This is a genomic window from Mesorhizobium sophorae, from assembly GCF_002270415.1.
Lineage (GTDB): Bacteria > Pseudomonadota > Alphaproteobacteria > Rhizobiales > Rhizobiaceae > Mesorhizobium > Mesorhizobium sophorae.
Map to the genome: position 1 here is coordinate 142,634 of NZ_NNRI01000013.1, position 24,724 is coordinate 167,357.

The following is a 24,724-nucleotide window of genomic DNA, read 5'->3' on the forward strand; positions in this document are numbered from 1 at the left end:
TTCTTTGAGGTCATTGGCCAAAAAAGGATAATTTGAGTTATGCCTTTCGCGCGGTCAACATGCAATCGAAACCTGCGGATCGGACCGCAGGCGTAGCGGACAGGAATGGATCTCCATGCTCACCCACGCGCTGATCGGCGACGAAGGCAGAACCATCGAACTTGGCTGGAAGGACGGGACGCGCACCCGCTTTCACGCCATGTGGCTGCGCGACAATGCGCTGGACGACAAGACGCGCAGCGCCGGCAACGGCCAGCGGCTCATCACCATCCTCGACATTCCGGTTGAGACGAAGATCGGCGCGGCGTCGATCAAGGGCGATGCCCTCGAGGTCAGCTTCGTGCCGGAAGGAAAGACGGTGAGCTTTCCCTCGATATGGCTGAGCGCCAATGCCTATGATCGCGACGCGGCCCGCCAGGCAGGCTGGACAGGCCAGCACACCGTGCGCTGGACCAAGGCGACGATGCAGAATTCCGTGCCGCGTGCCGGCTACCCTGCTGCCACCCGCGACCGCGACGTCTTGCGGCAATGGCTGTCGGCGGTGAAAGCCTATGGCTTCGCGGTGATGGACGATCTGCCGGCCGAATCCGGGGCGCTCTGCAAAGTGTCCGATCTGTTCGGCTATATCAGGGAAACCAATTACGGTCGCTGGTTCGAAGTGCGCGCCGAGGTCAATCCCAGCAATCTCGCCTACACCAATCTCGGCCTCCAGGCGCACACCGACAATCCCTATCGCGATCCGGTGCCGACGCTGCAGATCCTGTCCTGCATCGAAAATACGGTAGAGGGTGGCGAGTCCAGCGTCGTCGACGGGTTTGCCGTCGCGGCCGCCTTGCAGGCTGAGAACCCCGAAGGCTTTCGGCTGTTGAGTTCATGCCCGGCGCGGTTCGAATATGCCGGCTCGGCCGGCGTGCGGCTGCAGGCGAAGCGGCCGATGATCGAGCTCGGGCCAGACGGCGAGCTGATCTGCATCCGCTTCAACAACCGTTCGCTGGCGCCGACGGTCGACGTGCCGTTCGCCGACATGGAGGCATACTATGCCGCCTATCGCCGGTTTGCCGAGCTGATCGAGGATCCATCCTTCGAAGTGACCTTCAAGCTCGAAGCGGGCCAGGCGTTCATCGTCGACAACACCCGCGTCATGCATGCCCGCAAGGCGTTTTCCGGCACCGGCAAGCGCTGGCTGCAGGGTTGCTACGCCGACAAGGACGGCCTGCTGTCCACGCTCGCGGCGATCGAACACGGGTTCAAGGAGGCTGCGGAATGAGCGGCCAGGACCTGAACGCGGACAACATCGTCGAGTTCATCGCCGACATCTTTGAACGCAGGGGGGCGGAATCCTATCTCGGTGAGCCCGTCACCATGTCGGAGCATATGCTGCAGGGCGCATGGTTCGCCGAGCAGGACGGCGCGCCGGACGAGCTGGTGGCGGCGGCCCTGCTGCACGACATCGGCCACTACACCAGCGAGTTCGGCACCTATTCGCCGGAGGATGTCGAGGACAAGCATCATGACGAAGCCGGCGGCGAGGTGCTGGCGCCGTTCTTTCCGCCTGTCATCGTTGAATGCGTCAGGCTACATGTCTCGGCCAAGCGCTATCTCTGCGCCACCGACCCGACCTATTTCGGCAAGCTTTCGCAGGCCTCGGTGCATACGCTGTCGCTGCAGGGTGGACCGATGAGCGCCGACGAGGTGGCCGAGTTCCGCAAGAACCCGTTCCATGAGGAGGCGGTCCGGGTCCGCATCTGGGACGAGAGCGGCAAGATCGCCAACATGAAGACACGGACGTTCCGCGATTACGTACCGCTGCTGCAGCGGGTCGTTCGCGACTATCGCGATCGCGCCTGACGCAACTCCGTCGAGGTCGAGCACGCTCGCCGTCTTGCCGCTGCGCTTGTTCCGATGTATTAGCCGCGCCCGACATGCGGCCCGCATTTTCATTGGCCGCACCGTATCGACCACGCTTTTGATGGAGGCGACGATGAAATCTTGTTCACGCATTTTGCGCCTCCGCGGCGGACGAACGGGCTGACCCCGCGCCACAGCGGTTCCAATATCCTGGCACTCTGAGGACCGCCGTGCCGCGATGTGCGGTGGGAGTTGTCGTCTACACGAGCTGCGTAACCCGGGACGGCGTTAAGCCGCATTGTCCATAAAACGGTGGGAAGCCTAGCTCCCGGCCAACGATTGCGGCTGCCTGAAAATCAAAGATGCTGCTTTGCAACACTCCGGCAGGCCATTGTAAACATTGAAGGAATGGCACTTGTGCCAAGTTTCTTGTGAGCCTAGAGACCGCGCCATTCCCAACCCGTCATCCTGAAAGGAGACCTGTCCATGTCACGACAACCCAGATCGACACATTCCGTGCCGACGCTGGAATTGCGTGCGGCTGACAGGGTTCCAATCAGGAAGAACGGCCATGGCGAAGTCCATGATCCAGCGCAGGCAGGACGCCGAGCGCGAACGCATTGAAGCATATCAAGCATCGCTGCGGCGGGTTTCCGCTATGCCGCGCCCCGCTCCCGATTTCGAGCGGGCGCTCGACGAGGTACGCCGCGGCTATGCAGGCATGGCGATCCGCGACGGCGCGTTGTGGCGTCCAAAGCTGAAGACGCGCGACCCGGCGCGGCTGCGGCTGGCTGCCGCCCGCTATCTCTTTGCGCGTTATCCGGTTTCGGCCGCGCTCGAGGCCATCTGGCTGGATAGGTCGGGACTCGATGGCCGGGAGATCGCACTTCGCCTGGCCTGGTACGTCACGGCTGCAGGTGGCGGCTCGCTCTACAAAGCGGGCGCCAATGCGTGGCTGTCGCGAAAGGAGGTGCACTGCTTCCTGAACGTGTCCGGCGATTTCACCTTCGACGAGGCGTTCTGGTTCGCGATCGCGCGGTCCTACACGGATGATCCAGGGATTGCGGCTCGGCTCGCGCGCACGAAAATCGCGCGCACGCCGCGTGGCGAGTTGGCCTTCTGGCGCGAGGTGGCGCTTCTTCTGCGAGCATCCTGCTTCGAAGGAGGAGACCGACGATCTCTGTGACTATGTCGGCGCCAAGCACCGGCGCGATGGTGCCTACAGCCTGAAGGGCCGCACGCTCGCCTCGCTGCACCGGCAGATGTCGGACTGGCATCGCGATCTTGCTGCGATCGAACGCATCGAGGCGATGCGCCGGCGGGCCGCCGCGCGGGCCCAGCCCGTCGCCGGCGCACCCGCGCAGTGCAGCGCCTGGGACGGCTCGCGCCTGCAGGATTGGGAATGGCATCCGCCGCCCAAGGAGGCGAAGGCGCATGGCGAGTGGTTCTCCATCCGCCAGTTGAAGACCGCAGAGGACCTCGTTGCCGAGAGCCGGGCGATGCATCATTGCGTGTCGTCCTATGCGACCAAATGCATTGCCGGCAATGCCTCGATCTGGGCGCTGCGGCGCAAGGCGCTCGGCAAGACTGAACGCTTGCTGACGATCGAGCTCGATCCGCAGCATCGGGCGGTCCAGGTGCGCGGTTTCGGCAATCGTCTGGCAACGACGGACGAGCGCAAGATCCTCGAGCGTTGGGCCAAGGCGAAGTGCGTGACGCTGCAGGACTGAACAGAAAGAGCCCGCGCGGCGGAATCGCCGCGCGGGTTCAGAAAGGGGCGGATGTGCGAGGCGCTATCCCTTGTGGTGCACCTGCTGCAGCCCGTAGACCGGCGTCGGCAGGCCTGCCTGCCTGGCCTTCAACTGCAGCGACAGGAACTGCGAATAGTGGCGTGACTGGTGCAGATTGCCGCCATGGAACCACAGTGCTTCCTGCTGCGTCGGTTTCCACATGTTGCGCAATTCGCCCTCCCATGGACCGGGATCCTTGGTGGTGTTCGAACCGAGACCCCAGCATTTGCCGACCTTGTCGGCGACGTCCCTGGAGATCAGGTCGGCCGCCCAGCCATTCATCGAACCATAGCCGGTGGCGTAGATGATGACATCGGCGGGCAACTCGGTGCCGTCACTGAGGAGCACCGAATGCTCCTTGATCTCAGCCACGTTGACACCGCTTTTCAGCTTGATCGAGCCATCGATGATCAGATCGGAAGCGCCGACGTCGATATAGTAGCCCGAACCACGTCGCAGATACTTCATGAACAGGCCCGAATCGTCATCGCCCCAGTCGAGCATGAAGCCGGCCTTCTCCAGACCCGTGTAGAATTTTGCATCGCGCTTCTTCATCTCGGCGTAAGCCGGAATCTGGAATTCGTGCAGGATCTTGTAGGGCAGGGAGGCAAAGACGAGGTCGGCCTTTGCCGTGGTCATGCCGCTCTGCACCGCCTGTTCCGAATAGAGGGACCCCAGCCCGATTTCCATCAGCGTGTCGGACTTGACGATATGCGTGGTCGAGCGTTGCACCATGGTGACATCGGCGCCTGCTTCCCAAAGTGCCGCGGCGATGTCGTGGGCGGAATTGTTCGAGCCGACGACCACAGCTTTCTTGCCGGCATAGGCATCGGGACCGGGGTGCTTCGAGGAGTGATGCTGATCGCCCTTGAAGTTTTCCATGCCTTTGAATTTCGGCATATTGGCCTTGCCGGATTGTCCCGTAGCCAGCACCAGCTGCTTCGGCCTTAGCATAATGTCCTTGCCGTCGCGGTGGACGACGACCGTCCATTCCTTCTTCTTGTCGTCATAGGACGCGCTCTTGGCCTCAGTCGAGGACCAGTAATTCAGCTCCATCACCTTGGTGTACATTTCCAGCCAGTCGCCGATCTTGTCCTTGGGCGAAAAGACCGGCCAGTTCTTCGGGAAATCGATGTAGGGCAGATGGTCGTACCAGACCGGATCATGCAGGCAGAGCGACTTGTAGCGCTTGCGCCAGCTGTCGCCGGCACGTTCGTTCTTCTCGATGATGATCGTGGGAACGCCGAGCTGCCGCAGGCGCGCGCCGAGCGCGATGCCGCCCTGGCCGCCGCCGATGATCACCGTGTAGGGCTGCGTCTTGAAGCCGAGCTCAGCGGCTTCGTTCTCGCGTTCTTCCTTCCATGTCTGACGGTTCTTGCCCGAGCCGTGTTTGGCACCCATCGGCCGCGCGAAACCCGCCGGCTCCTCGTGGCCCTTCAATTCGACCATGGTGGTCAGCAGCGTCCAGATCTTGCCGTCCTTCAGCCTGACATGGCCGAAGCCACGCGCCACCTCTGTCTCAAAACTGATCCAGCCGTCGATCAGCCCGCCGCTCTCGGTCGCGTCCTCGCCCTTGGCGATGGCGAAGTGGGATGGCTTGGTCTTCGACAACTGGCTTTTCAGCATGTCGCGGACCTGGTCGCGACCCTCCATGGTCTTGATGTTCCAGGTGAAGGTGACGAGGTCGCGCCAGTAACAGTCCTCCTGAAAGCAATCGACCGCTTTCTCGATGTCGTTGGCGGCCAGGGCGGCGCCGAATTGGTCGAGCAGGTCGGACAGTTTCTTGTTAGGGGCCTTGTCGAGCATCAGCTTTCCTCCTTGGATTGTGATCGCTTCTTGATCGAGCGATTTGGCCGGACCGAGTTGTCCACGATGAGCGGAGTATTTCTTCAAAAGCTCGGCAGCGTCACGCCCTCCAATAGTTTGGCGTGTTTTCAATGCCTTATCGGAAACCTATGGGATTTTTCCGGTGATGGCTTGCCGGTGCCGAAGAGGAGAGCCGGCCCTTTTGCTGCGGGTTCATGTCACTCAGATTCGCCGTTGACAGCGGCGTAAAACCAATTCTATTGTCCGCCACCATGAAAACGGCACTCATTCTCGTAGGAAAGCGCGTGGGCAAGGCGGTGTAACCGCCGGGCGAAAACCTCCCATGCGCACACACAGGCTCCCTCGGGGGCCTTTTTTATTGCCTGAAACACGACTAAACGACCAGCAATCGCCAGATGGCGGCAGTACGGGACCAGACCGATGAGCAACGGACAGAGTGAGCGGCGCGAAATGCCAAGAACCGAAATGACTGGCGCCGAAATGGTGGTGCAGGCGCTGAAGGACAATGGCGTCAAGCATGTCTTCGGCTATCCGGGCGGCGCAGTACTCCCGATCTACGACGAGATTTTCCAACAGGACGAGGTCGAGCACATCCTGGTCCGCCACGAGCAGGGCGCCGGCCATGCGGCCGAAGGCTATGCGCGCTCGACCGGCAAGGCCGGCGTCATGCTGGTGACGTCGGGACCCGGCGCCACCAATGCGGTGACGCCGCTGCAGGACGCGTTGATGGATTCGATCCCGCTGGTCTGCCTGACCGGGCAGGTGCCGACCTCGCTGATCGGCTCCGACGCTTTTCAGGAATGCGACACGGTGGGCATCACGCGTCCCTGCACCAAGCACAACTGGCTGGTGAAGGACGTCAACGAACTCGCCGCGACCATTCACGAGGCCTTCCATGTCGCCACCACCGGCCGTCCCGGTCCGGTCGTGGTCGACATTCCGAAGGACGTGCAGTTCGCCAGGGGCTTTTACGTGTCGCCGCAGATCGCGCCGCGCACCAGCTATCAGCCCAAGGTCCAGGGCGACCTGGACAAGATCAAGGCGGCGGTCGAATTGATGGCCAGCGCCAAGAAGCCGATAATCTATAGCGGCGGCGGCGTCATCAATTCGGGTGCGGAAGCGAGCCATCTCCTGCGCGAACTGGTCGATCTCACCGGGTTCCCGATCACATCGACGTTGATGGGGCTCGGCGCCTATCCGGCATCGGGCAAGAACTGGATGGGCATGCTGGGCATGCATGGCACCTATGAAGCCAACATGGCCATGCATGATTGCGACGTGATGATCTGCATCGGTGCGCGCTTCGACGACCGCATCACCGGGCGGCTGACCGCGTTCTCGCCCAACTCGAAGAAGATCCACATCGACATCGATCCGTCGTCGATCAACAAGAACGTCCACACCGAAGTGCCGATCATCGGCGATGTCGGCCGGGTGCTGGAGGATATGGTGCGGCTGTGGCGGGCGACCGCCAAGGCCGACAAGAAGGTGCTCTACCCCTGGTGGGAGCAGATCGCCAAATGGCGTGCGCGCGATTCACTCGCCTACAAGATGAACAACGACGTCATCATGCCGCAATACGCCATCCAGCGGCTCTACGAACTGACCAAGGGCATGGACACCTACATCACCACCGAGGTCGGCCAGCACCAGATGTGGGCGGCGCAGCACTATCATTTCGAGAAGCCGAACCGCTGGATGACGTCAGGCGGGCTGGGCACGATGGGTTATGGCCTGCCGGCGGCATTGGGCGTGCAGATCGCGCATCCCGATGCGCTGGTCATCGACATCGCCGGCGACGCCTCGGTGCAGATGACGATGCAAGAGATGAGCGCGGCCGTGCAGCACGACGCGCCGATCAAGATATTCATCCTCAACAACCAGTATATGGGCATGGTGCGGCAGTGGCAGCAGCTGCTGCACGGCAACCGGCTGTCGCATTCCTACACCGAGGCGATGCCGGACTTCGTCAAGCTGGCCGAGGCCTATGGCGGCCACGGCATCCGTTGCGAGAAGCCGGACGAGCTGGACGATGCGATCAAGGAGATGATCGCGGTCAAGAAGCCGGTGCTGTTCGATTGCCGCGTGGCGACACTTGCGAACTGCTTCCCGATGATCCCGTCGGGCAAGGCACACAACGAGATGCTGCTGCCCGACGAGGCGACCGACGAGGCGGTGGCCAACGCCATCGACGCCAAGGGCAGGGAACTGGTGTAGTCCGCTCAGCCGAGGCAGGGCTGTCGCGAGAAGCCGTGCGAAAACAGAGAATTAGCTCAATAGTTTGAAATCGAGATTCATGTCATGAACGCACAGCACCTTCAGCCCACCGGCTCCGCCTACTTCATCGCCAAGGAGACGGAAAGGCCGGAGAACCACACGCTTTCCGTGCTGGTCGACAACGAACCGGGCGTGCTCGCCCGGGTCATCGGCCTGTTCTCCGGGCGCGGCTACAACATCGAGAGCCTGACCGTTTCCGAGACCGAGCATGAGAAGCACCTGTCGCGCATCACCATCGTGACGCGTGGCACGCCACATGTGCTGGAGCAGATCAAGCATCAGCTCGAACGCATCGTGCCGGTCCACCGCGTCGTCGACCTGACCGTGCGCTCGCACGAATTCGGCCAGGAGCGGCCGCTGGAGCGGGAACTGGCACTGGTCAAGGTTGCCGGTACCGGCGAGGCCCGCGTCGAGGCACTGCGGCTGGCGGACGCCTTCCGCGCCAGCGTCATCGACGCCAACACCGAGCATTTCATCTTCGAAATCACCGGCAAGGGCTCCAAGCTCGACCAGTTCATCGCCATCATGAAGCCGCTCGGTCTGGTCGAGATCTGCCGCACCGGCGTGGCGGCGATGAACCGCGGTCCACAGGGGATGTAGGCACGGCCGGGCCTTCCAAGTCTTTGACAAGCGTAGGTCTGGCTCGGTCATAGACCGGCCACTGGTCTTTGCAGTCGCCGAAAAGAGACAATAATGCTGACGTGTCTGGGAGGATATCATGTCGCTTGACGCATTCCTTGCCCTGCTCGTCTATGCCTTGGTGACGTCGATCACGCCGGGGCCGAACAATTTCATGCTTCTGGCATCGGGAGTGAATTTCGGCATCGTCAGGACGGTTCCGCACATGCTGGGCATCAGCATCGGTTTCCTGGTGCTGCTGGTGGCGGTTGGGCTTGGCCTGGGCGCGGTGCTGACCGCGTTTCCGATCCTGCATACGGCACTCAAGGTCGCGGGCGGCGCCTATCTGCTTTATCTCGCCTGGAAGATCGCCATGTCGCGTTCGCTTGCCGGCAAGGGTGAGGCGAAGGGGCAGCCGATGCGCTTCATCGATGCGGCGGCATTCCAGTGGGTCAACCCCAAGGCATGGGTTATGGCGATCACCGCCATGGCCGTCTACACCAATCCGGAGCATCCGTTCCTGTCGGTGGTGGTGATCTCGGTGGCCTTCACCGTCGTCAACTTGCCGAGCGTCTCGGTGTGGGCGGGTTTCGGCACCGCGCTGCGCGGTTTCCTGTCGGACCCGGTGCGGCTGAAATGGTTCAACATCGCCATGGGCGTGCTGCTGGCGGCGACGTTGTGGCCGATGCTCCGCTAGGCGTGTCGACATTCCGATGATGCGGGCAGGGTGATGCCGGCCTGACCTGAAACCCGGCCCACCTTGGTCGGCTGCACATCTATTGTGCAGTGCACATTAAATCTTCGTAATGCCGTGTTTTGGCCCTTTTCCGACAAAGGCGTGTCCTATCTATTCGGCGAAATCGCGGCAACGGGCCGTGATTTGCGCTAGAATGCGAACCATCGGCCCATCGCGTGTCGGATGGAGAGGGCCTTTTGACCATGCGTGGAAAAGTCGTTCTTTCGTTGCTTGCCGTCGCTTGCCTCGGCGCGGCGGGCTGGCTCTATCTTTCGCCGAACACGCTGGGCAAGGTTGAACAGATCATCGGCGCAAAGCAGGTGGCCGCGGCGGACCAACCGGCCGCGGCTTCGGACAAGAAGGGCGCCACCGCGGCGCGCTCCGCCTCCATCCTCTCGGCCGTTGCTTCGACGGCCGATTTCCCGATCCGGCGCTATGCGATCGGTTTCGTCTCGTCTCCGGCCGTCGTCAGCATCAATGCACGGGTGTCCAGCCAGATCGTATCGATCGACGTCAAGGACGGGCAGATGGTGAAGACCGGCGACGTTCTGTTTTCACTGGATGATCGCGCGCTGAGGGCGCAACTGGCCAAGGACCAGGCGGCGCTCGCCAAGGACCAGGCGATGCTAGCCAGCTCGAATTCGGACCTCCAGCGCGCCAAGGACCTGGTCGCCAAGCAGGCCGGTACGCAACAGACCTACGATCAGGCGGTTGCGGCGCAAAAGGCGGCGGTAGCAACCGTCGATGCCGACAAGGCGACGATCGACGCCGACAACGTCCAGCTTGGCTTTGCCACGATCACTGCGCCGATTTCCGGCCGGCTTGGCGCCGTCAATGTCGCGGTCGGCGACCTGGTCACCACCAGCAATGGCAACAACAGCAGCACGGCGACCCCGCTGGTGACCATCACCCAGATGGACCCGCTGCAGGTGAACTTCAATCTGCCGGAAAGTAACCTGGCGCTTCTGCATAAGGCGCTTGCTGCGCCGCAGCAGGGTGCCGTGACGCTGACCAAGGACGGCGACCCGACGCCGATCGGCAAGGGGACGCTCGATTTCGTCGACTCCAGCGTCGACACCGCTTCCGGCACGATTGCGACGCGGGCAAGCGTGCCGAATGCCGATCTGTCGTTGTGGCCGGGCCAGTACGTGAATGTCGTGCTCGACGCCGGCATCATGCCGAAGATGACATCGGTTCCAACGGTAGCGGTGCAGCCCAGCCAAAAAGGGCCGTTCGTCTATGTGGTCAAACCGGACAACACGGTCGAGATGCGGCCGGTGGAGGTGGCTCTGACCGAAGGTGAGAACAGCGCCATCAGCCAAGGGGTGAAAAGCGGTGAAAAGGTAGTCACCGAAGGCCAGACAAGGCTGAAGGACGGCGCCGCCGTGCATGAAGGCAAGGCCGCGACTGGTGGCGGCGGTCAAGCCGCTCCCAAGGTCGCGCAAGCCGACAAGGCCGGCGAGGCGGCCCAATGATCTCCGAATTCTGTATTCGCAGGCCAGTCGCCACCCTCCTGATGTCGTTCGCCCTCGTGCTGGGCGGACTGTTCGCCTACAAGTTCCTGCCGGTGGCGGCGCTGCCCAGCGCCGAATTCCCGGTGGTCAACGTCTCGGCGCAGTTGCCCGGCGCCTCGCCGGAAACTATGGCCACGTCGGTGGCGACGCCACTGATCAAGCAATTCGCCACCATCGCCGGTATCGATTCGATATCGACCACCAACTCGCTCGGTTCGACCTCGATCGCCATCCAGTTCGTGCTCAACCGCGACATCGACGCGGCCGCGGCCGACGTGCAGGCTGCGATCGCGCGTACGCAGAAATCATTGCCGCCGCAGATGACGGCGCCGCCGAGCTATCGCAAGGTCAATCCGGCCGATGCGCCGATCCTGCTGATGTCGCTGGTCAGCGACACGGTTCCGCTGACCGACCTCGATGCTTTCGCGGAAAACGTCATCTCGCCGTCGCTGTCGACGATCGATGGGGTGGCGCAAGTCTCGATCTTCGGCCAGCAGAAATACGCGGTGCGTATCCAGATCGACCCGACCGCGCTCGCCGCGCGCGGCATCTCGATTGACCAGCTGCAAACTGCGATCGCGTCTGCAAACAGCAACACGCCGCTCGGCGTGCTGCAGAACGACAAGCAGCAGCTGACCATCACGGCCAACACGCAACTGACCGACGCTGCCGGCTTCTCCAACCTCATCATCGCCACCAAGAATGGTCACCCGGTACGGCTGGGCGAGGTGACCCGCGTCGTCGATTCGGTGCAGACGACCACCACCGCAAGTTGGTACGATGGTACCCGCGCGATCATCATGGCCGTGCAGCGCCAGCCCGACGCCAACACCGTCGACGTCGTCGACAAGGTCAAGGCGATGTTGCCGTCCTTCCAGGACCAGATGCCGGCCGCCGCCTCGATCAAGCTGCTCAACGACCGTTCGACCTCCATCCGCCAGGCCGTCGATGACGTGCAGTTCACGCTGCTGTTGACCATCGCGCTGGTGGTCATGGTGATCTTCGTGTTCCTGCGCCGGGTAACGGCGACCATCATCCCGGCCGTGGCGGTGCCGATCTCGCTGATCGCCACGCTTGGCGCGATGTTCCTGTTCGGCTTTTCCATCGACAACATATCGCTGATGGGCCTGACGCTTGCGGTGGGCCTTGTCGTCGACGATGCCATTGTGATGCTGGAAAACATCTTCCGCCATATGGAGGAGGATGGGTTGTCGGCCTTCGATGCGTCGCTGAAGGGCGCGCGCGAAATCGGCTTCACCATCATCTCGATCTCGATTTCGCTGGTGGCCGTGTTCATCCCCGTGCTTCTGATGGGCGGCGTGATCGGGCGCATCTTCAACGAGTTCGCCGTCGTGGTGACAGTCGCCATCCTGGCCTCGATGTTCGTGTCGCTGACGCTGACGCCGATGCTGTGCTCGCGGCTGCTGTCGGTTACGAAGGCCGATCGCGACAAGCATGGCCCCGGTCACAAGCAGGACTTCATCACACGCGGCTACGACCGGATCTTGAGCTTCTGCCTGCGGCACACCTTCCTGGTGTTCCTGGTCTTCATCGGAACCGCGGCAGCGTCGGTATGGCTGATCCAGGTCTCGCCGAAGGGCTTCTTCCCGCAGGAGGATATCGGCCAGATATCGGTGACGACCATCGCGCGCCAGGACATCTCGTTTGACGCCATGGCCAAGCTGCAAGGGCAGGTGGCCAACGTCTTCTCGCATTCGCCTTATGTCGACCATGTGGCGTGGTCGGCGGGCAGCGGCAACAATGCGCTCAACCAGGGGCAGCTGTTCGTCCAGCTCAAGGGGAAGGACCAGCGTCCCGATATCGAGAAGGTCCTTTCGGATCTAAGGCGACAACTGGCCGGCGTGGCGGGTATCGAGACCTACATGCAACCGGTGCAGAACCTGAGGCTGGGTTCGCGGTCGTCGGCCAGCGCCTATCAGCTCGTGGTTCAGGGTCTGGATACCGGCCAGACCGATATCTGGGCGCAGAAGATGAACGACGCGATGGCGGCCGACCATGCGACCTTCGCCGATGTCACCAGCGACCTGCAGAACAATGCCCTGCAGGCGACGCTGGTGGTGGATCGCGATAAGGCCGCCCAACTCGGCATAGATACCGACACGCTGCGCTCCGCTCTCTATGGCGGGTTCGGCACCGACCAGGTTTCGACAATCTTCGGTTCGGCCGACAGCTACGAAGTCATCACCGAGCTCGATCCCAACATCGAATGGTCGCCCGAGCGGATGCTGGCCATCCAGATGAGGACGGCGAGCGGCAGCCTGGTGCCGCTTGGCGCCTTTGCCCAGGTCGATCGCACGGCCGGCGCCTTGACGGTCAACCAGCTTGGCCAGCTGCCCGCTGTGACCATCTCCTACAATCTGCCGCAAGGCGTGGCGCTCGGCGACAGCGTGACCCGCATCAACGCGCTCAAGGAGCAGATCGGCATGCCGACGGCGATCTCGACGACCTTTGCCGGCACGGCCAAGACCTTCCAGGATTCGCTGGCCAACCAGGGCCTGCTGATCGGTGGCGCCATCCTGACCATCTACATCGTGCTTGGCATCCTCTACGAAAGCTTCATTCACCCGCTCACCATTCTCACCGGCCTGCCATCTGCGGTGCTTGGCGCCGTCGTTGCGCTGCGCTTTGCTGGCATGGATCTATCGGTGATCGCGGTGATCGGCATTTTGATGCTGATCGGCATCGTCAAGAAGAACGGCATCATGATGGTCGACGTGGCGCTGGAATTGCGACGAGATGGCTTGTCGGCCACCGAGTCCATCCACAAGGCCTGCCTCATGCGTTTCAGGCCGATCATGATGACGACGCTGGCCGCACTGATGGGCACGTTTCCGATCGCGCTCGGCACCGGCGCCAGCGCCGAGCTGCGCCAACCGCTGGGCGTTGCCGTTGTCGGCGGCCTGCTTGCTTCGCAGGCGCTGACCTTGTTCGTGACGCCGGTGATCTATGTCTACATGGAGAATTTCTCGGGCTGGCTGGTCGGGCTGATGCCGAAGCGCAAGGCTGAAGAGATCCCGAAGGAACCTGTGAGGCAGCCCTCTCTGTTCGATGTCAACGAGGAGCAGCAGCTCGAACCGCAGAAGACGGCCGCCGAATAGAATTCAAGGTCGCCAGGATCTGGCCCAAGGCGTTGCGCTTGCGGTGGCATCACCGGAAACGTAATTTGCGGTCATGTCACACAATCACGACCACGACAACGAGCTCGATCCCTTTGCCGCGCGGGTACGTGCGCTGGAGACGATCCTCACCCGCAAGGGGCTGATCGATCCGGCCGCGATCGATGTCATCGTCGACACCTACGAGACCAGGATCGGCCCGCGCAATGGCGCCAAGGTGGTGGCGAAGGCCTGGAGCGATCCTGCCTATGCCGACTGGCTGAGGCGCGATGCGACGGCAGCGATCGAATCGCTCAGCTACACGGGCCGCCAAGGCGAGCATATGCAGGCGGTCTTCAACACCGAGGACACGCACAATCTCGTCGTCTGCACGCTGTGCTCTTGCTATCCGTGGTCTGTGCTTGGCCTGCCGCCGGTCTGGTACAAGGCGCCGCCCTACCGCTCGCGCGCGGTCATCGATCCGCGCGGCGTGCTGGAGGAGTTCGGGCTGACGCTGCCGGCCGACAAAAAGATCCGCGTCTGGGATTCCACCGCCGAGCTGCGCTATCTCGTCGTGCCGATGCGTCCCGACGGCACCGAGGGCTGGAGCGAGGAGCGGCTGGCCGATCTGGTGAGCCGCGACGCGATGATCGGCACCGCTTTGGCGAGGCAGCCGGCATGAACGGGCCGCAGGACCTTGGCGGGCAGATGGGCTTCGGTCCGGTCGCGCCGGAAATTGACGAGCCGTATTTCCATGCCGCCTGGGAAAGGCGGGCGCTGGGCGTGACCTTATGCGCAGGCGCGATGGGCGCGTGGAACATCGACGAGAGCCGGCATGCGCGGGAATCGCTGCATCCCGCCGATTACTATGCCTCCAGCTACTACGAGATCTGGATCAAGGCGCTGGAAGTGCTGCTCAAGCGCCATGGGTTCGTCAGCGAGCGCGATTTTAAGGCAGGCACCGCAGTCGATCCGGCGGCGGCGCCGAAACGGGTGCTGAAGGCCGAAAACGTGCCCGCGGTGCTGGCCGACGGCGGTCCTTGCGACCGGCCGGTGGCGCAACCGGCGCGGTTCAAGGCCGGCGATCCCGTGCGGACCAAGAACTTCAACCCGACCGGCCATACGCGGCTGCCGCGCTATGCACGCGGCAAGCATGGAACGATCGAGGCGGTGCGCGACGGCTTTGTGTTTCCAGACAGCAACGCGCATGGCGAGGGCGAAAACCCGCAATGGGTCTACACGGTGGTTTTCGAAGGGTCGGAAATCTGGGGCGAGGGCGCCGACCCGACGCTGAGCGTGTCGATCGATGCCTGGGAGAGTTATCTTGAGCCGGCGTGAGGCAAACGATCACGCCGCCGATTTGCCGCTTAGCGTCGATGCCCCGGTCTTTGCCGAGCCATGGCAGGCCGAAGCATTTGCCATGACGGTTGCGCTGCATGACAAGGGCCTGTTTTCGTGGGGCGAATGGGCGCAGGCACTGTCGTCGCAGGTGAAGGGGCCAGGTGCCGCGGCTGATGGCCATGACTATTACGAACATTGGCTGGTGGCGCTGGAAAGCTTGCTTGTTTCGAAAGGGCTGACCGCCAGGGCGGATGTCGATGCCATGGCTGAAGCCTGGGAGCGCGCCGCGCACGCCACTCCGCATGGCAAGCCGATCCTGCTGGAGAACGACCCCAGGCCGATCCGATAGGTCGTGGCTGCAGCCCGACCATAATCGTGGCGCGCCACGTCTGTTCTCTTTACGTTCTTGTTTGCGCCTGATAGCCTGACCCGTCCGCGGCACTGAAGCGCCACGACACGTCGATGGTGGTGGCGGCTATCTTGTCTTTCCCTTGCGAATCCGGTCTCTCGCGCTGATGGAATTCTCTCCCCAACAGGACGAGGCGCTGCAAGCGGTTGCCCGCTGGCTCAAGACCGGAAAGCCGCAGCTGTTCCGGCTGTTCGGCTATGCCGGCACCGGCAAGACGACGCTGGCACGCTATTTCGCCGAGCATGTCGACGGCCAGGTCCAGTTCGCCGCCTTCACCGGCAAGGCGGCGCAAGTGCTGCGCTCCAAGGGCGCGATCAACGCCCGCACCATCCATTCGCTGATCTATCGGCCGAAGGGCGAGGAATCGGTATCGGACGAGGTCACCGGCAAGACCTCGATGTCACCGACCTTTTCGCTCAACCGGCAGAGCCCGATCTCGCGGGCGAAACTGGTCGTCATCGACGAATGTTCGATGGTCGACGAACAGCTTGGCCGCGACCTGATGAGCTTCGGTACGCCGATTCTGGTGCTCGGCGACCCCGGCCAGCTGCCGCCGATTTCGGGCGGCGGCGTCTTCACCGACCACGAGCCGGATTTCCTGCTCACCGAAATCCACCGGCAGGCGCGCGACAATCCGATCCTGCGGCTGGCGCTCGATGTTCGCGAGGGCCGCGAGTTCATGCGTGGCGACTATGGCACGGCCCAGGTGATCGGCAAGGAAGACGTCACCCAGGAGCTGGTGCTGAAGGCCGACCAGGTGCTGGTCGGCACCAACCGCACGCGGCGACGCTACAATCAGCGGCTGCGCGAACTCAAAGGCTTCAATGCCGACTATCCGCAGGCCGGCGACAAGCTCGTTTGCCTGCGCAACGATCCGGCCAAAGGCCTGCTCAACGGTTCGCTGTGGAAGGTGATGACCTCGTCGCGCGAGACAGTGAAGCCCGGCATCAACCTTCTGGTGTCGCCGGAAGAGGACGATCCGGATCGCGGCGTCGCCAAGATCAAGCTGCTCAAGGCAGCCTTCGAGGATCCGGATGCCGACATCCCCTGGCAGCAGAAGAAGCGCTTCGACGATTTCGACTATGGTTACGCGCTGACCGTGCACAAGGCGCAGGGCTCGCAATGGAACGAGATCGTGCTGTTCGATGAAAGCTGGGCCTTCAAGGAAACCCGCCAGCGCTGGCTCTACACCGCCATCACGCGCGCGGCCGAGCGGCTGACGATCGTCAGGTAGCAGGCATTCGCCGGCCCTGCGGGGCTGTCGTGTTTCAGCCGCGACCCTGTTGCTCTTCGGTCGGCCGGGCTCCAAGCCATTGCCAGGCCGAGGCTTCGTCCTCGGTCTCGAAATGCTTGAATTCGATTGACGGCGCATCCCGCAGGACATGTCGCGCGTCGGCGGTCCAGTCCGGCTCGCCGATCGTCGCGCAACGGCCGACATGTTGCATTGCATGGGCGGTGCCCTGCGTCAGGGTCTCTTCGGCAATATTGGCCCAGTCGACGCCATCGTGATCGACAAGGCGCACCAGCACGTCGATATGTGGGTGAAGGGCATAGGCTGCCTCCATCAAACCGAAAAGGTTTTCGCCATCGGCGGCGGAGACGTGGCCGACGACATCGAGGGCGAGAAGATCGTCACGGGTGGTCTCGAGACGACGGATAGCCGGTACGGCATCGAGAAAATTCATGGTGCTTCCTTTCGCGGACTCACTTCATCACGCTTGGAACACTCGAAACCCGCTGTCTGTTCCCGCCAAAGGCATTATAGGTGGCGCGTCGAATGATCTCCGAGGCCGCTTCCATGCCCGCAAAACTCTCCGTCAATCTCAATGCCGTCGCCATGCTGCGCAACCGGCGTGACCTGCCGTGGCCGAGCGTGACGGGCCTCGGCCGCATTGCGCTCGCAGCCGGGGCGCATGGGCTGACGGTGCATCCGCGCCCCGACGAGCGGCACACGAGACACTCGGATCTGCCTGAGATACGGTCCCTGATCGACGACGAATTTCCGCGCGCGGAATTCAACATCGAGGGCTATCCGACCGAGGATTTCCTGGTGCTTGTGGAAAAGCATCAGCCCGAACAGGTGACGCTGGTGCCGGACGATCCGGCGCAGGCGACGTCGGACCATGGCTGGAACTTTGCCGCCGAGGCCGCGTTCCTTACTCCGATCGTCAGGCGTCTGAAGAAGGGCGGCTTTCGTGTGTCGGTGTTTTCTGACCCCGACCCTGCGGGCGTGACGGCCGCGCGTGACACCGGCGCCGACCGCATAGAGCTTTATACAGGCCCTTATGGCAGTTATCATTCCGATCCCGCCGGAGCAGCCAAGGAATTGGAAAGACTGGGAAAAACCGCTGATGCCGCGCTTGCCGCCGGTCTTCAGGTCAATGCCGGGCACGATCTGGTGGTCAGCAACCTTCCGGCACTGGCAAAGCGCATTCCGGCATTAGCCGAAGTGTCGATCGGACATGGATTGACAGCCGACGCGTTGGAGTATGGCATGGCCGGCACGGTGGGGCGGTTCCTGAAGGCCTGCGGGTGGTAGGGTAGAGCCGCGTCTTGAAAGTATGGCAGCCATCGCGTGCAATTGATATCGTATCGCAGCATGCATAGAGCGCCGCGCGCTTGTCGGAGAGTGGTCGATGGCCCTTGCCAGTAGCGGTAGCGAGGCTGGAACCGTCGAACAATCGAGCCATTCCGACGTCGAAAAGCACAGCACCAAGGTTCTGATGCTGGGCGCGCTCGGTGTCGTCTATGGCGATATCGGCACCAGCCCCATCTACGCCTTCCGAGAAGCGCTCCATGCTTCTCCCGGCACCGATACGCGTAGCGATGTGCTGGGCGTTCTGTCGCTGATTGTCTGGGCGCTGACGATCATCGTCACCATAAAGTATGTCGCCTTCGTGCTTCGTGCGGACAACAAGGGCGAGGGCGGTACGCTATCCCTGATGGCGCTTGCACGAAGCGCCTATCCGAAAGGCGCCCGACTAATTCTCGGGATCGGGCTTTGCGGTGCGGCGCTGTTCTTTGGCGACGCTATCATCACACCGGCCATCTCCGTGCTGTCGGCGGTCGAAGGCCTGGAGGTGGTGACCCCGACACTGGATGCCTATGTCGTGCCCATCACGTTGGTCATCCTGGCCCTTCTGTTTTCGGTGCAACGCTTCGGCACCGGAAAGGTCGCGGCGGTGTTCGGGCCGGTGACAGCGCTTTGGTTCCTGGCCATCGGCATTGCAGGGCTCTATCACCTGACGGACGATCCATCGGTCCTGATGGCGATCAATCCCTACTACGCCGTCTATTATCTCGCCGGTACTCCGACCGCCGCCTTTGTCACCGTCGGTGCCGTGTTCCTGGCCGTGACCGGGGCCGAGGCGCTCTATGTCGATCTCGGCCATTTCGGGCGCAAGCCAATCGTGATGGCCTGGTTTTCCGTGGTTTTCCCGTGCCTGCTGCTCAACTATTTCGGGCAAGGCGCTTTTGTCCTGGCCAATGGTGGCAGGCCGACCAATCCATTCTTTCAGATGCTGCCTGACTGGGCACTGATGCCGATGGTGGGCATGGCAACGGCCGCGACCGTTATCGCCAGCCAGGCGGTCATCTCGGGCGCTTTTTCACTGACCCGTCAGGCCGTGCAGCTCAACCTTCTGCCGCGCATCGAGGTGCAGCATACCTCTGAAATGCAGCTCGGGCAGATTTACATGCCCCGCGTCAACCTGCTCATCGCGATCGGGGTGATGCTGCTGGTGGTTGGTTTCGGCAGCTCGAGTGCGCTGGCCTCCGCTTACGGAATTTCGGTGACCGGCGAAATGCTGATGACGACCATTCTGCTGTTCGTGGTGATGCGCAAGCTGTGGAAATGGAAGCTGGCGCTTGCCTTGGCTCTGGCCCTGCTGTTTGGCATTATCGACAGTGGTTTCTTCTTGGCAAACGTCGTCAAGATATTCGAAGGCGGATGGGTATCAATTACTGTCGCCTGCATGATGGGGCTGATCATGTCGACATGGATTCGCGGCACCCGCTATCTGTTCGACAAGACCCGGCGCAACGAGATCCCGCTCGATTTCCTCGCCGGCAATCTGCTGAAGAAGAAGCCGCAGCTGGTGTCCGGCACCGCCGTGTTCCTGACCAGCGATCCCTTGAGCGCGCCAACGGCACTGATGCACAGCCTGAAACACTACAAGGTGCTGCATGAGCAGAACGTCATCCTTTCGGTGGTGACCGCGCCGCAGCCGGTGGTGCCCGACAGCGAGCGGGTCAAGATGGAGACGGTCAACGAGCTGTTCATGCGGGTGACGCTGACCTTCGGCTACATGGAGCAGCCCAACATCCCGCGCGCGCTGGCGATCTGCCGCAAGCAGGGCTGGAAGTTCGACATCATGACGACCTCGTTCTTCCTGTCGCGACGTTCGCTCAAGGCCTCGCCCAATTCCGGCATGCCGGTGTGGCAGGATCGGTTGTTCATCGGCCTGGCGCGCACGGCGGCCGACGCGACCGAATATTTCCAGATCCCGACCGGCCGTGTGGTAGAGATTGGTACGCAGGTAGCGATCTGACGGACGCATATGCTGCCGGTCCTGCTGGTGCGACCATGCCTGCAGATCGAGCCCGCGAATCTCGCGTGGACCGATGATCTCCCGAGCAGCCGAGCGTTGCCGGCATGGGAGCCATCACGCGACGGCACTTGATATTGCATCGCAGCAAGCGTAGATGACCGCGCACTTATCGGAGTGTCGTCCATGGCCCTTGCCAATGCTGGTAGTGAGGCAGAACCCGTCGAACAATCGAGCCATCCCGAAATCGAACAGCACAGCACCAAAGTGTTGATGCTGGGCGCGCTTGGCGTCGTCTATGGGGATATCGGCACCAGCCCGATCTATGCGTTCCGCGAGGCGCTGGTGGCATCGTCGCGCGGTAGCGTGGCGGATCGCGGCGATATTCTTGGCGTTCTGTCGCTGATCATCTGGTCGCTGACGATCATCGTCACCATCAAATACATCATGTTTGTGCTGCGCGCCGACAACCGCGGCGAGGGCGGCGTGCTGTCGCTGATGGCGCTGGCGCGCGGCAGTTTCCCCAAGCGTTCGGCGCTGATACTTGGCATCGGCATCGTCGGGGCATCGCTTTTCTTCGGTGACGCCGTCATCACGCCGGCAATCTCGGTGCTGTCGGCCGTCGAGGGCATGAATGTCGTCACGCCTGCCTTCCAGCCTTATGTGGTGCCGCTAACTCTGGTCATTCTTGCCATGGTGTTCGCCGTACAGCGCTTTGGCACGGGCGGGGTGGGATTGGTGTTCGGCCCGGTGACCGCAGTATGGTTCCTGGCCATTGGCCTTTCCGGTCTCAACCACATCATCGCCGATCCGGAAATCCTGTGGGCGGTGAGCCCACACTACATCGTTGCCTTTCTGATCAATTCGCCCGACGTCGCCTTCGTTACCATCGGCGCCATCTTCCTCGCCGTCACCGGCGCCGAAGCGCTCTATGCCGATCTGGGCCATTTCGGCCGCAAGCCGATCGTGCTCGCCTGGCTGGCGATCGTGTTTCCCTGCCTACTGCTCAATTATGCCGGGCAAGGCGCCTTCGTGCTGGCAAAGAACGGCGTGGTCGGCCATCCGTTCTTCGAGATGAACGAGGGCTGGACGCTGATCCCGATGGTCGTGCTGGCGACTGCTGCGACCGTGATCGCCAGCCAGGCGGTGATTTCGGGCGCCTTCTCGCTGACCAGGCAGGCCGTGCAGCTCAACATGCTGCCGCGTCTGGAAATCCTGCACACATCTGAAAAACAGTCCGGCCAGATCTACATGCCGCGCGTCAATCTCTTGCTGGCGCTGGTGGTGATGATGCTGGTCGTCGGCTTCGGCGAGTCCAGCAAGCTGGCGTCGGCCTATGGTATTTCGGTGACTGGCAACATGCTGGTGACGACGGTGCTGCTCTATGTCGTCATGACGCGTATCTGGAAATGGCAGCTGTGGCTGGCCGTCTCGCTGACGGCGCTGTTTGCCTTTATCGACATCGGCTTCTTTGCCTCCAACATCGTCAAGGTGTTCGAGGGCGGCTGGGCATCGCTGGCTGTGGCCTTCACCATCGTGCTGGGCATGTGGACCTGGGTGCGCGGCAGCCGCTATCTGTTCGACAAGACGCGGCGCAACGAGATCCCGCTCGATTTCCTCGCCGGCAATCTGCTGAAGAAGAAGCCGCAGCTGGTGTCCGGCACCGCCGTGTTCCTGACCAGCGATCCCTTGAGCGCGCCAACGGCACTGATGCACAGCCTGAAACACTACAAGGTGCTGCATGAGCAGAACGTCATCCTTTCGGTGGTGACCGCGCCGCAGCCGGTGGTGCCCGACAGCGAGCGGGTCAAGATGGAGACGGTCAACGAGCTGTTCATGCGGGTGACGCTGACCTTCGGCTACATGGAGCAGCCCAACATCCCGCGCGCGCTGGCGATCTGCCGCAAGCAGGGCTGGAAGTTCGACATCATGACGACCTCGTTCTTCCTGTCGCGACGTTCGCTCAAGGCCTCGCCCAATTCCGGCATGCCGGTGTGGCAGGATCGGTTGTTCATCGGCCTGGCGCGCACGGCGGCCGACGCGACCGAATATTTCCAGATCCCGACCGGCCGTGTGGTAGAGATTGGTACGCAGGTAGCGATCTGACGAGCCCTTGCCGATGAACGGTTGAGGAGACGGGAATGAGCGGCGAATTGGTGCTTGTTACCGGTGGCTCCGGCTTCCTCGGCGCGCATTGTATTCTCGAACTGCTGAACGCCGGCTACCGCGTGCGCACGACCGTGCGCTCGGCCAAACGCGAAGCCGATGTTCTGGCCATGCTCAAGGCCGGCGGCTCCGAGCCTGGAGCGGCGCTCTCGTTTGCCGTCGCCGATCTGATGGCCGATGCGGGCTGGCCGGATGCGGTGGCCGGTTGCGACTATGTGCTTCATGTCGCCTCGCCATTTCCGCCCGGCGTGCCGAAACATGAAGACGACCTGATCATCCCGGCCCGTGAGGGTGCGTTCAGGGTGTTGCGCGCGGCGCGGGATGCGAACGTGAAGCGCGTCGTGCTGACCTCGTCCTTCGCGGCAATCGGTTATGGCAAGCTGCCGCCCGGCGGGCAGCCGTTCACCGAGGAGAGCTGGACCGATCCGACGGCCAAGGTCAGCGCCTATGTGAAATCGAAGACGCTCGCCGAACGCGCCGCCTGGGATTTCATTGCCGCGGAGGGTGGCAAACTGGAACTCGCGGTCGTCAATCCGGTCGGTATCTTCGGGCCGGTGCTCGGCCCGGACCATTCGACCTCCACAGAATTTGTCCAGCGTATGCTGAACGGTGCCATGCCGGGGCTGCCGCGCCTGTCTTTCGGCGTTGTCGACGTGCGCGACGTGGCGGACCTGCATGTGCGTGCCATGACCAATCCTGCCGCCAGGGGCAAACGGTTCCTGGCGGTTGCCGGCGATTTCATGACCGTGCGGGAGATCGCGCAGACTTTGAAAACGCGACTGGGCGATGCCGGGGCGCGCGTCTCGACGCGGGAACTACCCGATTGGCTGGTGCGCATCGTGGGCCTGTTCAACCCGGAAGTCGCACAGTTGGTGCCGGAACTGGGAAAGGTCAAGAATGCAACCAAAGCGAGGGCCGTGCGCCTGCTAAGCTGGGCGCCGCGATCACGCGAGGACGCGCTGGTCGCTACCGGCGAAAGCCTCATCCGGCTCGGTCTGCTCAAAAAGGCGAAGTAGCGCCGGAAGCCGGGGTTCGGCTTCCGGGACCACTCACCGACCGTCAGCCCGCCAAGGCAGCCTTGTTGGTCTCGAGGAACTGCTTCAGCGACACCGACTTGCGGCCGGAGAGCTTTTCCACGGCGTCCGTCACCATGCCAAGACCGCCGCCCCGCGTGGTGGCGTCGAAGGACACCAGAAGCTTGGCGAAGGGCTCAGGCAGGCCGGCTGCCTTCATGCCCTCGGTCAGGGCGTCGTCGGAAAGCTGCACGACCTGGATGGGCTTGCCGGTGACTTCGGTGACGAGGGCCGCGACCTCGGCGGTCGTATAGGCCTGGGGTCCTGTCAGCGTGTAGGTCGCGCTCTCGTTGGTGCCGGAGGCGAGCCCCGCGGCGATCGCCGCCGCGAGATCGTCGCGCGCGCCATAGGAAATGCGGCCATCGCCCGCCGACGTGTACCATTGGCCCGATGCCAGGATTTGCGGCGTTGCCATGAACAGGTTCTCGTCATACCAGCCATTGCGGAAGATCGTATAGGCAATGCCTCTCGCCTTGATCGCTTGTTCGGTGTCGTAGTGGTCGGGCGCGAAATGGACCGGTGAACCCGGCTCGGGGTTAGGCATCGAGGTGTAGAGCAGGTGGACGACGCCGGCCTTGCTGGCCGCGGTCACGGCCGCGAGCTGCTGCTCGCGGCGCTTTCCCTGCACCTCAAGTTCGTTGGTCGAGATGATGAGCGCCCGGCTGGCGCCCGCGAAGGCCTTGGCAAGCGATGCCGGATCGTTGAAGTCGGCGGCCCTGACGACAACGCCGCGCGCCGCCAGGTCGGCAAGGTTGGCCGGCGTGCGCGTGGTGGCGATGATCTGCGCCGCAGGGACGTTGAATGTGTCCAGCAGGTGGTTGATGACGCTGCGGCCGAGTTGGCCTGAAGCGCCGGTGACGAGGAGGGTTTTGCTCATTGGAGATCCTGGCATGGGTCGGAGAGGAGGGACTAAAGGCGGTCTCAAAAAGAGACCAGCACTAAAATAGGAATTGACCTGTGGCCGTAAAGAAGGCAGTTTTTCGGGAGGTAGGCACAGCCAGGGAACCAGCCGTGGACAGCACCATCGTCAATCTCAGATCCAAGCTCGAGATCTACAAATCCTTGAGCGATGGCGGCAACATCGCCGATTGCCCGGTTCGCGACGTGATCCAGGGGCTGAACGGCAAATGGAGCTCACTGTTGATGGCGGCACTGGCCGAGCAGCCCTATCGCTTCGGCGAGCTGCGGCGGCTGGTGCCCGACATTTCACAGCGCATGCTCACCCAGACGCTCTACGACCTGCAGCGCGACGGCTATGTGCATCGCGAAGTGTTCCCGACCAAACCGCCGAGCGTTGAATACAGCCTTACCGACCTTGGACGGTCGATGTTCGGCGCCTTGCACCAGCTGATCCTGTGGGCCGAGCTCAACCATGACGCTGTGCGCGACGCACGCGCCGGTTTTGATGCCGCCCAAGGGTGAGCCGGCCCGCGAAGCGGACAAAGCCAAGGGCTGCGGCTTG

The 24,724-nt window shown here is 62.6% G+C and carries 21 protein-coding genes; 18 read left to right on the forward strand and 3 right to left on the reverse strand.

The features are described 5' to 3' along the window. The first annotated feature begins 115 nt into the window (after positions 1–115). From tmpA to CGZ66_RS41545, 4 genes are all read left to right on the forward strand, one after another. Positions 116–1,267 (forward strand): 2-trimethylaminoethylphosphonate dioxygenase, encoded by a 1,152-nt coding sequence (tmpA, locus tag CGZ66_RS19940; RefSeq protein WP_095087144.1) that lies wholly within the window; start codon positions 116–118, stop codon positions 1,265–1,267. Continuing rightward, the gene (gene tmpB / locus CGZ66_RS19945) at positions 1,264–1,848 is read left to right on the forward strand and encodes a (R)-1-hydroxy-2-trimethylaminoethylphosphonate oxygenase (RefSeq protein ID WP_095087145.1); all 585 of its coding nucleotides are present in this window, start codon (positions 1,264–1,266) and stop codon (positions 1,846–1,848) included. Before tmpA ends, tmpB begins: the two co-directional genes overlap by 4 nt. Positions 1,849–2,419: 571 nt before the next feature. Further along, a complete protein-coding gene (locus tag CGZ66_RS41540; RefSeq protein ID WP_342586865.1) occupies positions 2,420–3,034 on the forward strand; it encodes a hypothetical protein in 615 nt (204 codons plus the stop codon). Beyond that, entirely contained in the window at positions 2,952–3,578 is a 627-nt protein-coding gene (locus CGZ66_RS41545) for a PcfJ domain-containing protein (RefSeq protein ID WP_342586866.1), read from the forward strand. The genes CGZ66_RS41540 and CGZ66_RS41545 overlap by 83 nt, the downstream gene beginning before the upstream one ends. Before the next feature lie 63 nt (positions 3,579–3,641). Here CGZ66_RS41545 and CGZ66_RS19955 read toward each other — a convergent pair whose 3' ends face one another. Beyond that, the gene (locus CGZ66_RS19955) at positions 3,642–5,444 is read right to left on the reverse strand and encodes an NAD(P)/FAD-dependent oxidoreductase (RefSeq protein WP_095087953.1); all 1,803 of its coding nucleotides are present in this window, start codon (positions 5,442–5,444) and stop codon (positions 3,642–3,644) included. A gap of 441 nt (positions 5,445–5,885) precedes the next feature. Here CGZ66_RS19955 and CGZ66_RS19960 point away from each other — a divergent pair, with 441 nt between their 5' ends. The 9 genes from CGZ66_RS19960 to CGZ66_RS20000 all read left to right on the forward strand — a co-directional run bounded on the left by CGZ66_RS19960 (position 5,886) and on the right by CGZ66_RS20000 (position 16,710). Further along, entirely contained in the window at positions 5,886–7,682 is a 1,797-nt protein-coding gene (locus tag CGZ66_RS19960; RefSeq protein ID WP_095087147.1) for an acetolactate synthase 3 large subunit, read from the forward strand. Between the two features lie 84 nt (positions 7,683–7,766). Then, on the forward strand, positions 7,767–8,342 hold the full coding sequence (gene ilvN, locus CGZ66_RS19965) for an acetolactate synthase small subunit (protein ID WP_013894763.1): 576 nt from the start codon (positions 7,767–7,769) through the stop codon (positions 8,340–8,342). Between the two features lie 118 nt (positions 8,343–8,460). Continuing rightward, positions 8,461–9,057: a LysE family translocator gene (locus CGZ66_RS19970; protein WP_095087149.1), complete on the forward strand. Its 597-nt coding sequence runs from the start codon at positions 8,461–8,463 to the stop codon at positions 9,055–9,057. Positions 9,058–9,299: 242 nt separating this feature from the next. Continuing rightward, positions 9,300–10,571: an efflux RND transporter periplasmic adaptor subunit gene (locus CGZ66_RS19975; protein ID WP_095087955.1), complete on the forward strand. Its 1,272-nt coding sequence runs from the start codon at positions 9,300–9,302 to the stop codon at positions 10,569–10,571. Beyond that, positions 10,568–13,729, forward strand: coding sequence for an efflux RND transporter permease subunit (locus CGZ66_RS19980; protein ID WP_095087151.1), 3,162 nt, complete (start codon positions 10,568–10,570; stop codon positions 13,727–13,729). Before CGZ66_RS19975 ends, CGZ66_RS19980 begins: the two co-directional genes overlap by 4 nt. A 73-nt stretch (positions 13,730–13,802) precedes the next feature. Then, entirely contained in the window at positions 13,803–14,408 is a 606-nt protein-coding gene (nthA, locus tag CGZ66_RS19985; RefSeq protein ID WP_095087152.1) for a nitrile hydratase subunit alpha, read from the forward strand. Then, entirely contained in the window at positions 14,405–15,064 is a 660-nt protein-coding gene (gene nthB / locus CGZ66_RS19990) for a nitrile hydratase subunit beta (protein ID WP_095087153.1), read from the forward strand. Before nthA ends, nthB begins: the two co-directional genes overlap by 4 nt. Further along, positions 15,051–15,416, forward strand: a complete 366-nt coding sequence (locus CGZ66_RS19995; protein WP_167392182.1) for a nitrile hydratase accessory protein — start codon at positions 15,051–15,053, stop codon at positions 15,414–15,416. The genes nthB and CGZ66_RS19995 overlap by 14 nt, the downstream gene beginning before the upstream one ends. A 166-nt stretch (positions 15,417–15,582) precedes the next feature. Further along, positions 15,583–16,710 carry an ATP-dependent DNA helicase gene (locus tag CGZ66_RS20000; protein WP_095087154.1) on the forward strand — a complete coding sequence of 376 codons (1,128 nt, stop codon included), beginning with the start codon at positions 15,583–15,585 and terminating at the stop codon, positions 16,708–16,710. A 34-nt stretch (positions 16,711–16,744) separates the two neighbouring features. Here CGZ66_RS20000 and CGZ66_RS20005 read toward each other — a convergent pair whose 3' ends face one another. Then, positions 16,745–17,161, reverse strand: coding sequence for a SpoIIAA family protein (locus CGZ66_RS20005; RefSeq protein WP_095087156.1), 417 nt, complete (start codon positions 17,159–17,161; stop codon positions 16,745–16,747). A 113-nt stretch (positions 17,162–17,274) separates the two neighbouring features. Here CGZ66_RS20005 and CGZ66_RS20010 point away from each other — a divergent pair, with 113 nt between their 5' ends. From CGZ66_RS20010 to CGZ66_RS20025, 4 genes are all read left to right on the forward strand, one after another. Continuing rightward, a complete protein-coding gene (locus CGZ66_RS20010; protein WP_095087959.1) occupies positions 17,275–18,015 on the forward strand; it encodes a pyridoxine 5'-phosphate synthase in 741 nt (246 codons plus the stop codon). Positions 18,016–18,112: 97 nt separating this feature from the next. Next, a complete protein-coding gene (locus CGZ66_RS20015) occupies positions 18,113–20,026 on the forward strand; it encodes a potassium transporter Kup (protein WP_095087157.1) in 1,914 nt (637 codons plus the stop codon). A gap of 183 nt (positions 20,027–20,209) precedes the next feature. Further along, positions 20,210–22,129, forward strand: a complete 1,920-nt coding sequence (locus CGZ66_RS20020) for a potassium transporter Kup (protein ID WP_095087158.1) — start codon at positions 20,210–20,212, stop codon at positions 22,127–22,129. 35 nt (positions 22,130–22,164) lie between these two features. Further along, positions 22,165–23,205: an SDR family oxidoreductase gene (locus CGZ66_RS20025; protein ID WP_095087159.1), complete on the forward strand. Its 1,041-nt coding sequence runs from the start codon at positions 22,165–22,167 to the stop codon at positions 23,203–23,205. A gap of 43 nt (positions 23,206–23,248) precedes the next feature. Here the strand turns inward: CGZ66_RS20025 and CGZ66_RS20030 are convergent, their stop codons facing one another. Next, positions 23,249–24,139 (reverse strand): SDR family oxidoreductase, encoded by an 891-nt coding sequence (locus tag CGZ66_RS20030; RefSeq protein WP_095087160.1) that lies wholly within the window; start codon positions 24,137–24,139, stop codon positions 23,249–23,251. Between the two features lie 134 nt (positions 24,140–24,273). On the opposite strand from CGZ66_RS20030, the gene CGZ66_RS20035 reads away from it, so the two are divergent. Beyond that, positions 24,274–24,684 carry a winged helix-turn-helix transcriptional regulator gene (locus CGZ66_RS20035; RefSeq protein ID WP_095087161.1) on the forward strand — a complete coding sequence of 137 codons (411 nt, stop codon included), beginning with the start codon at positions 24,274–24,276 and terminating at the stop codon, positions 24,682–24,684. Positions 24,685–24,724: the final 40 nt, after the last annotated feature.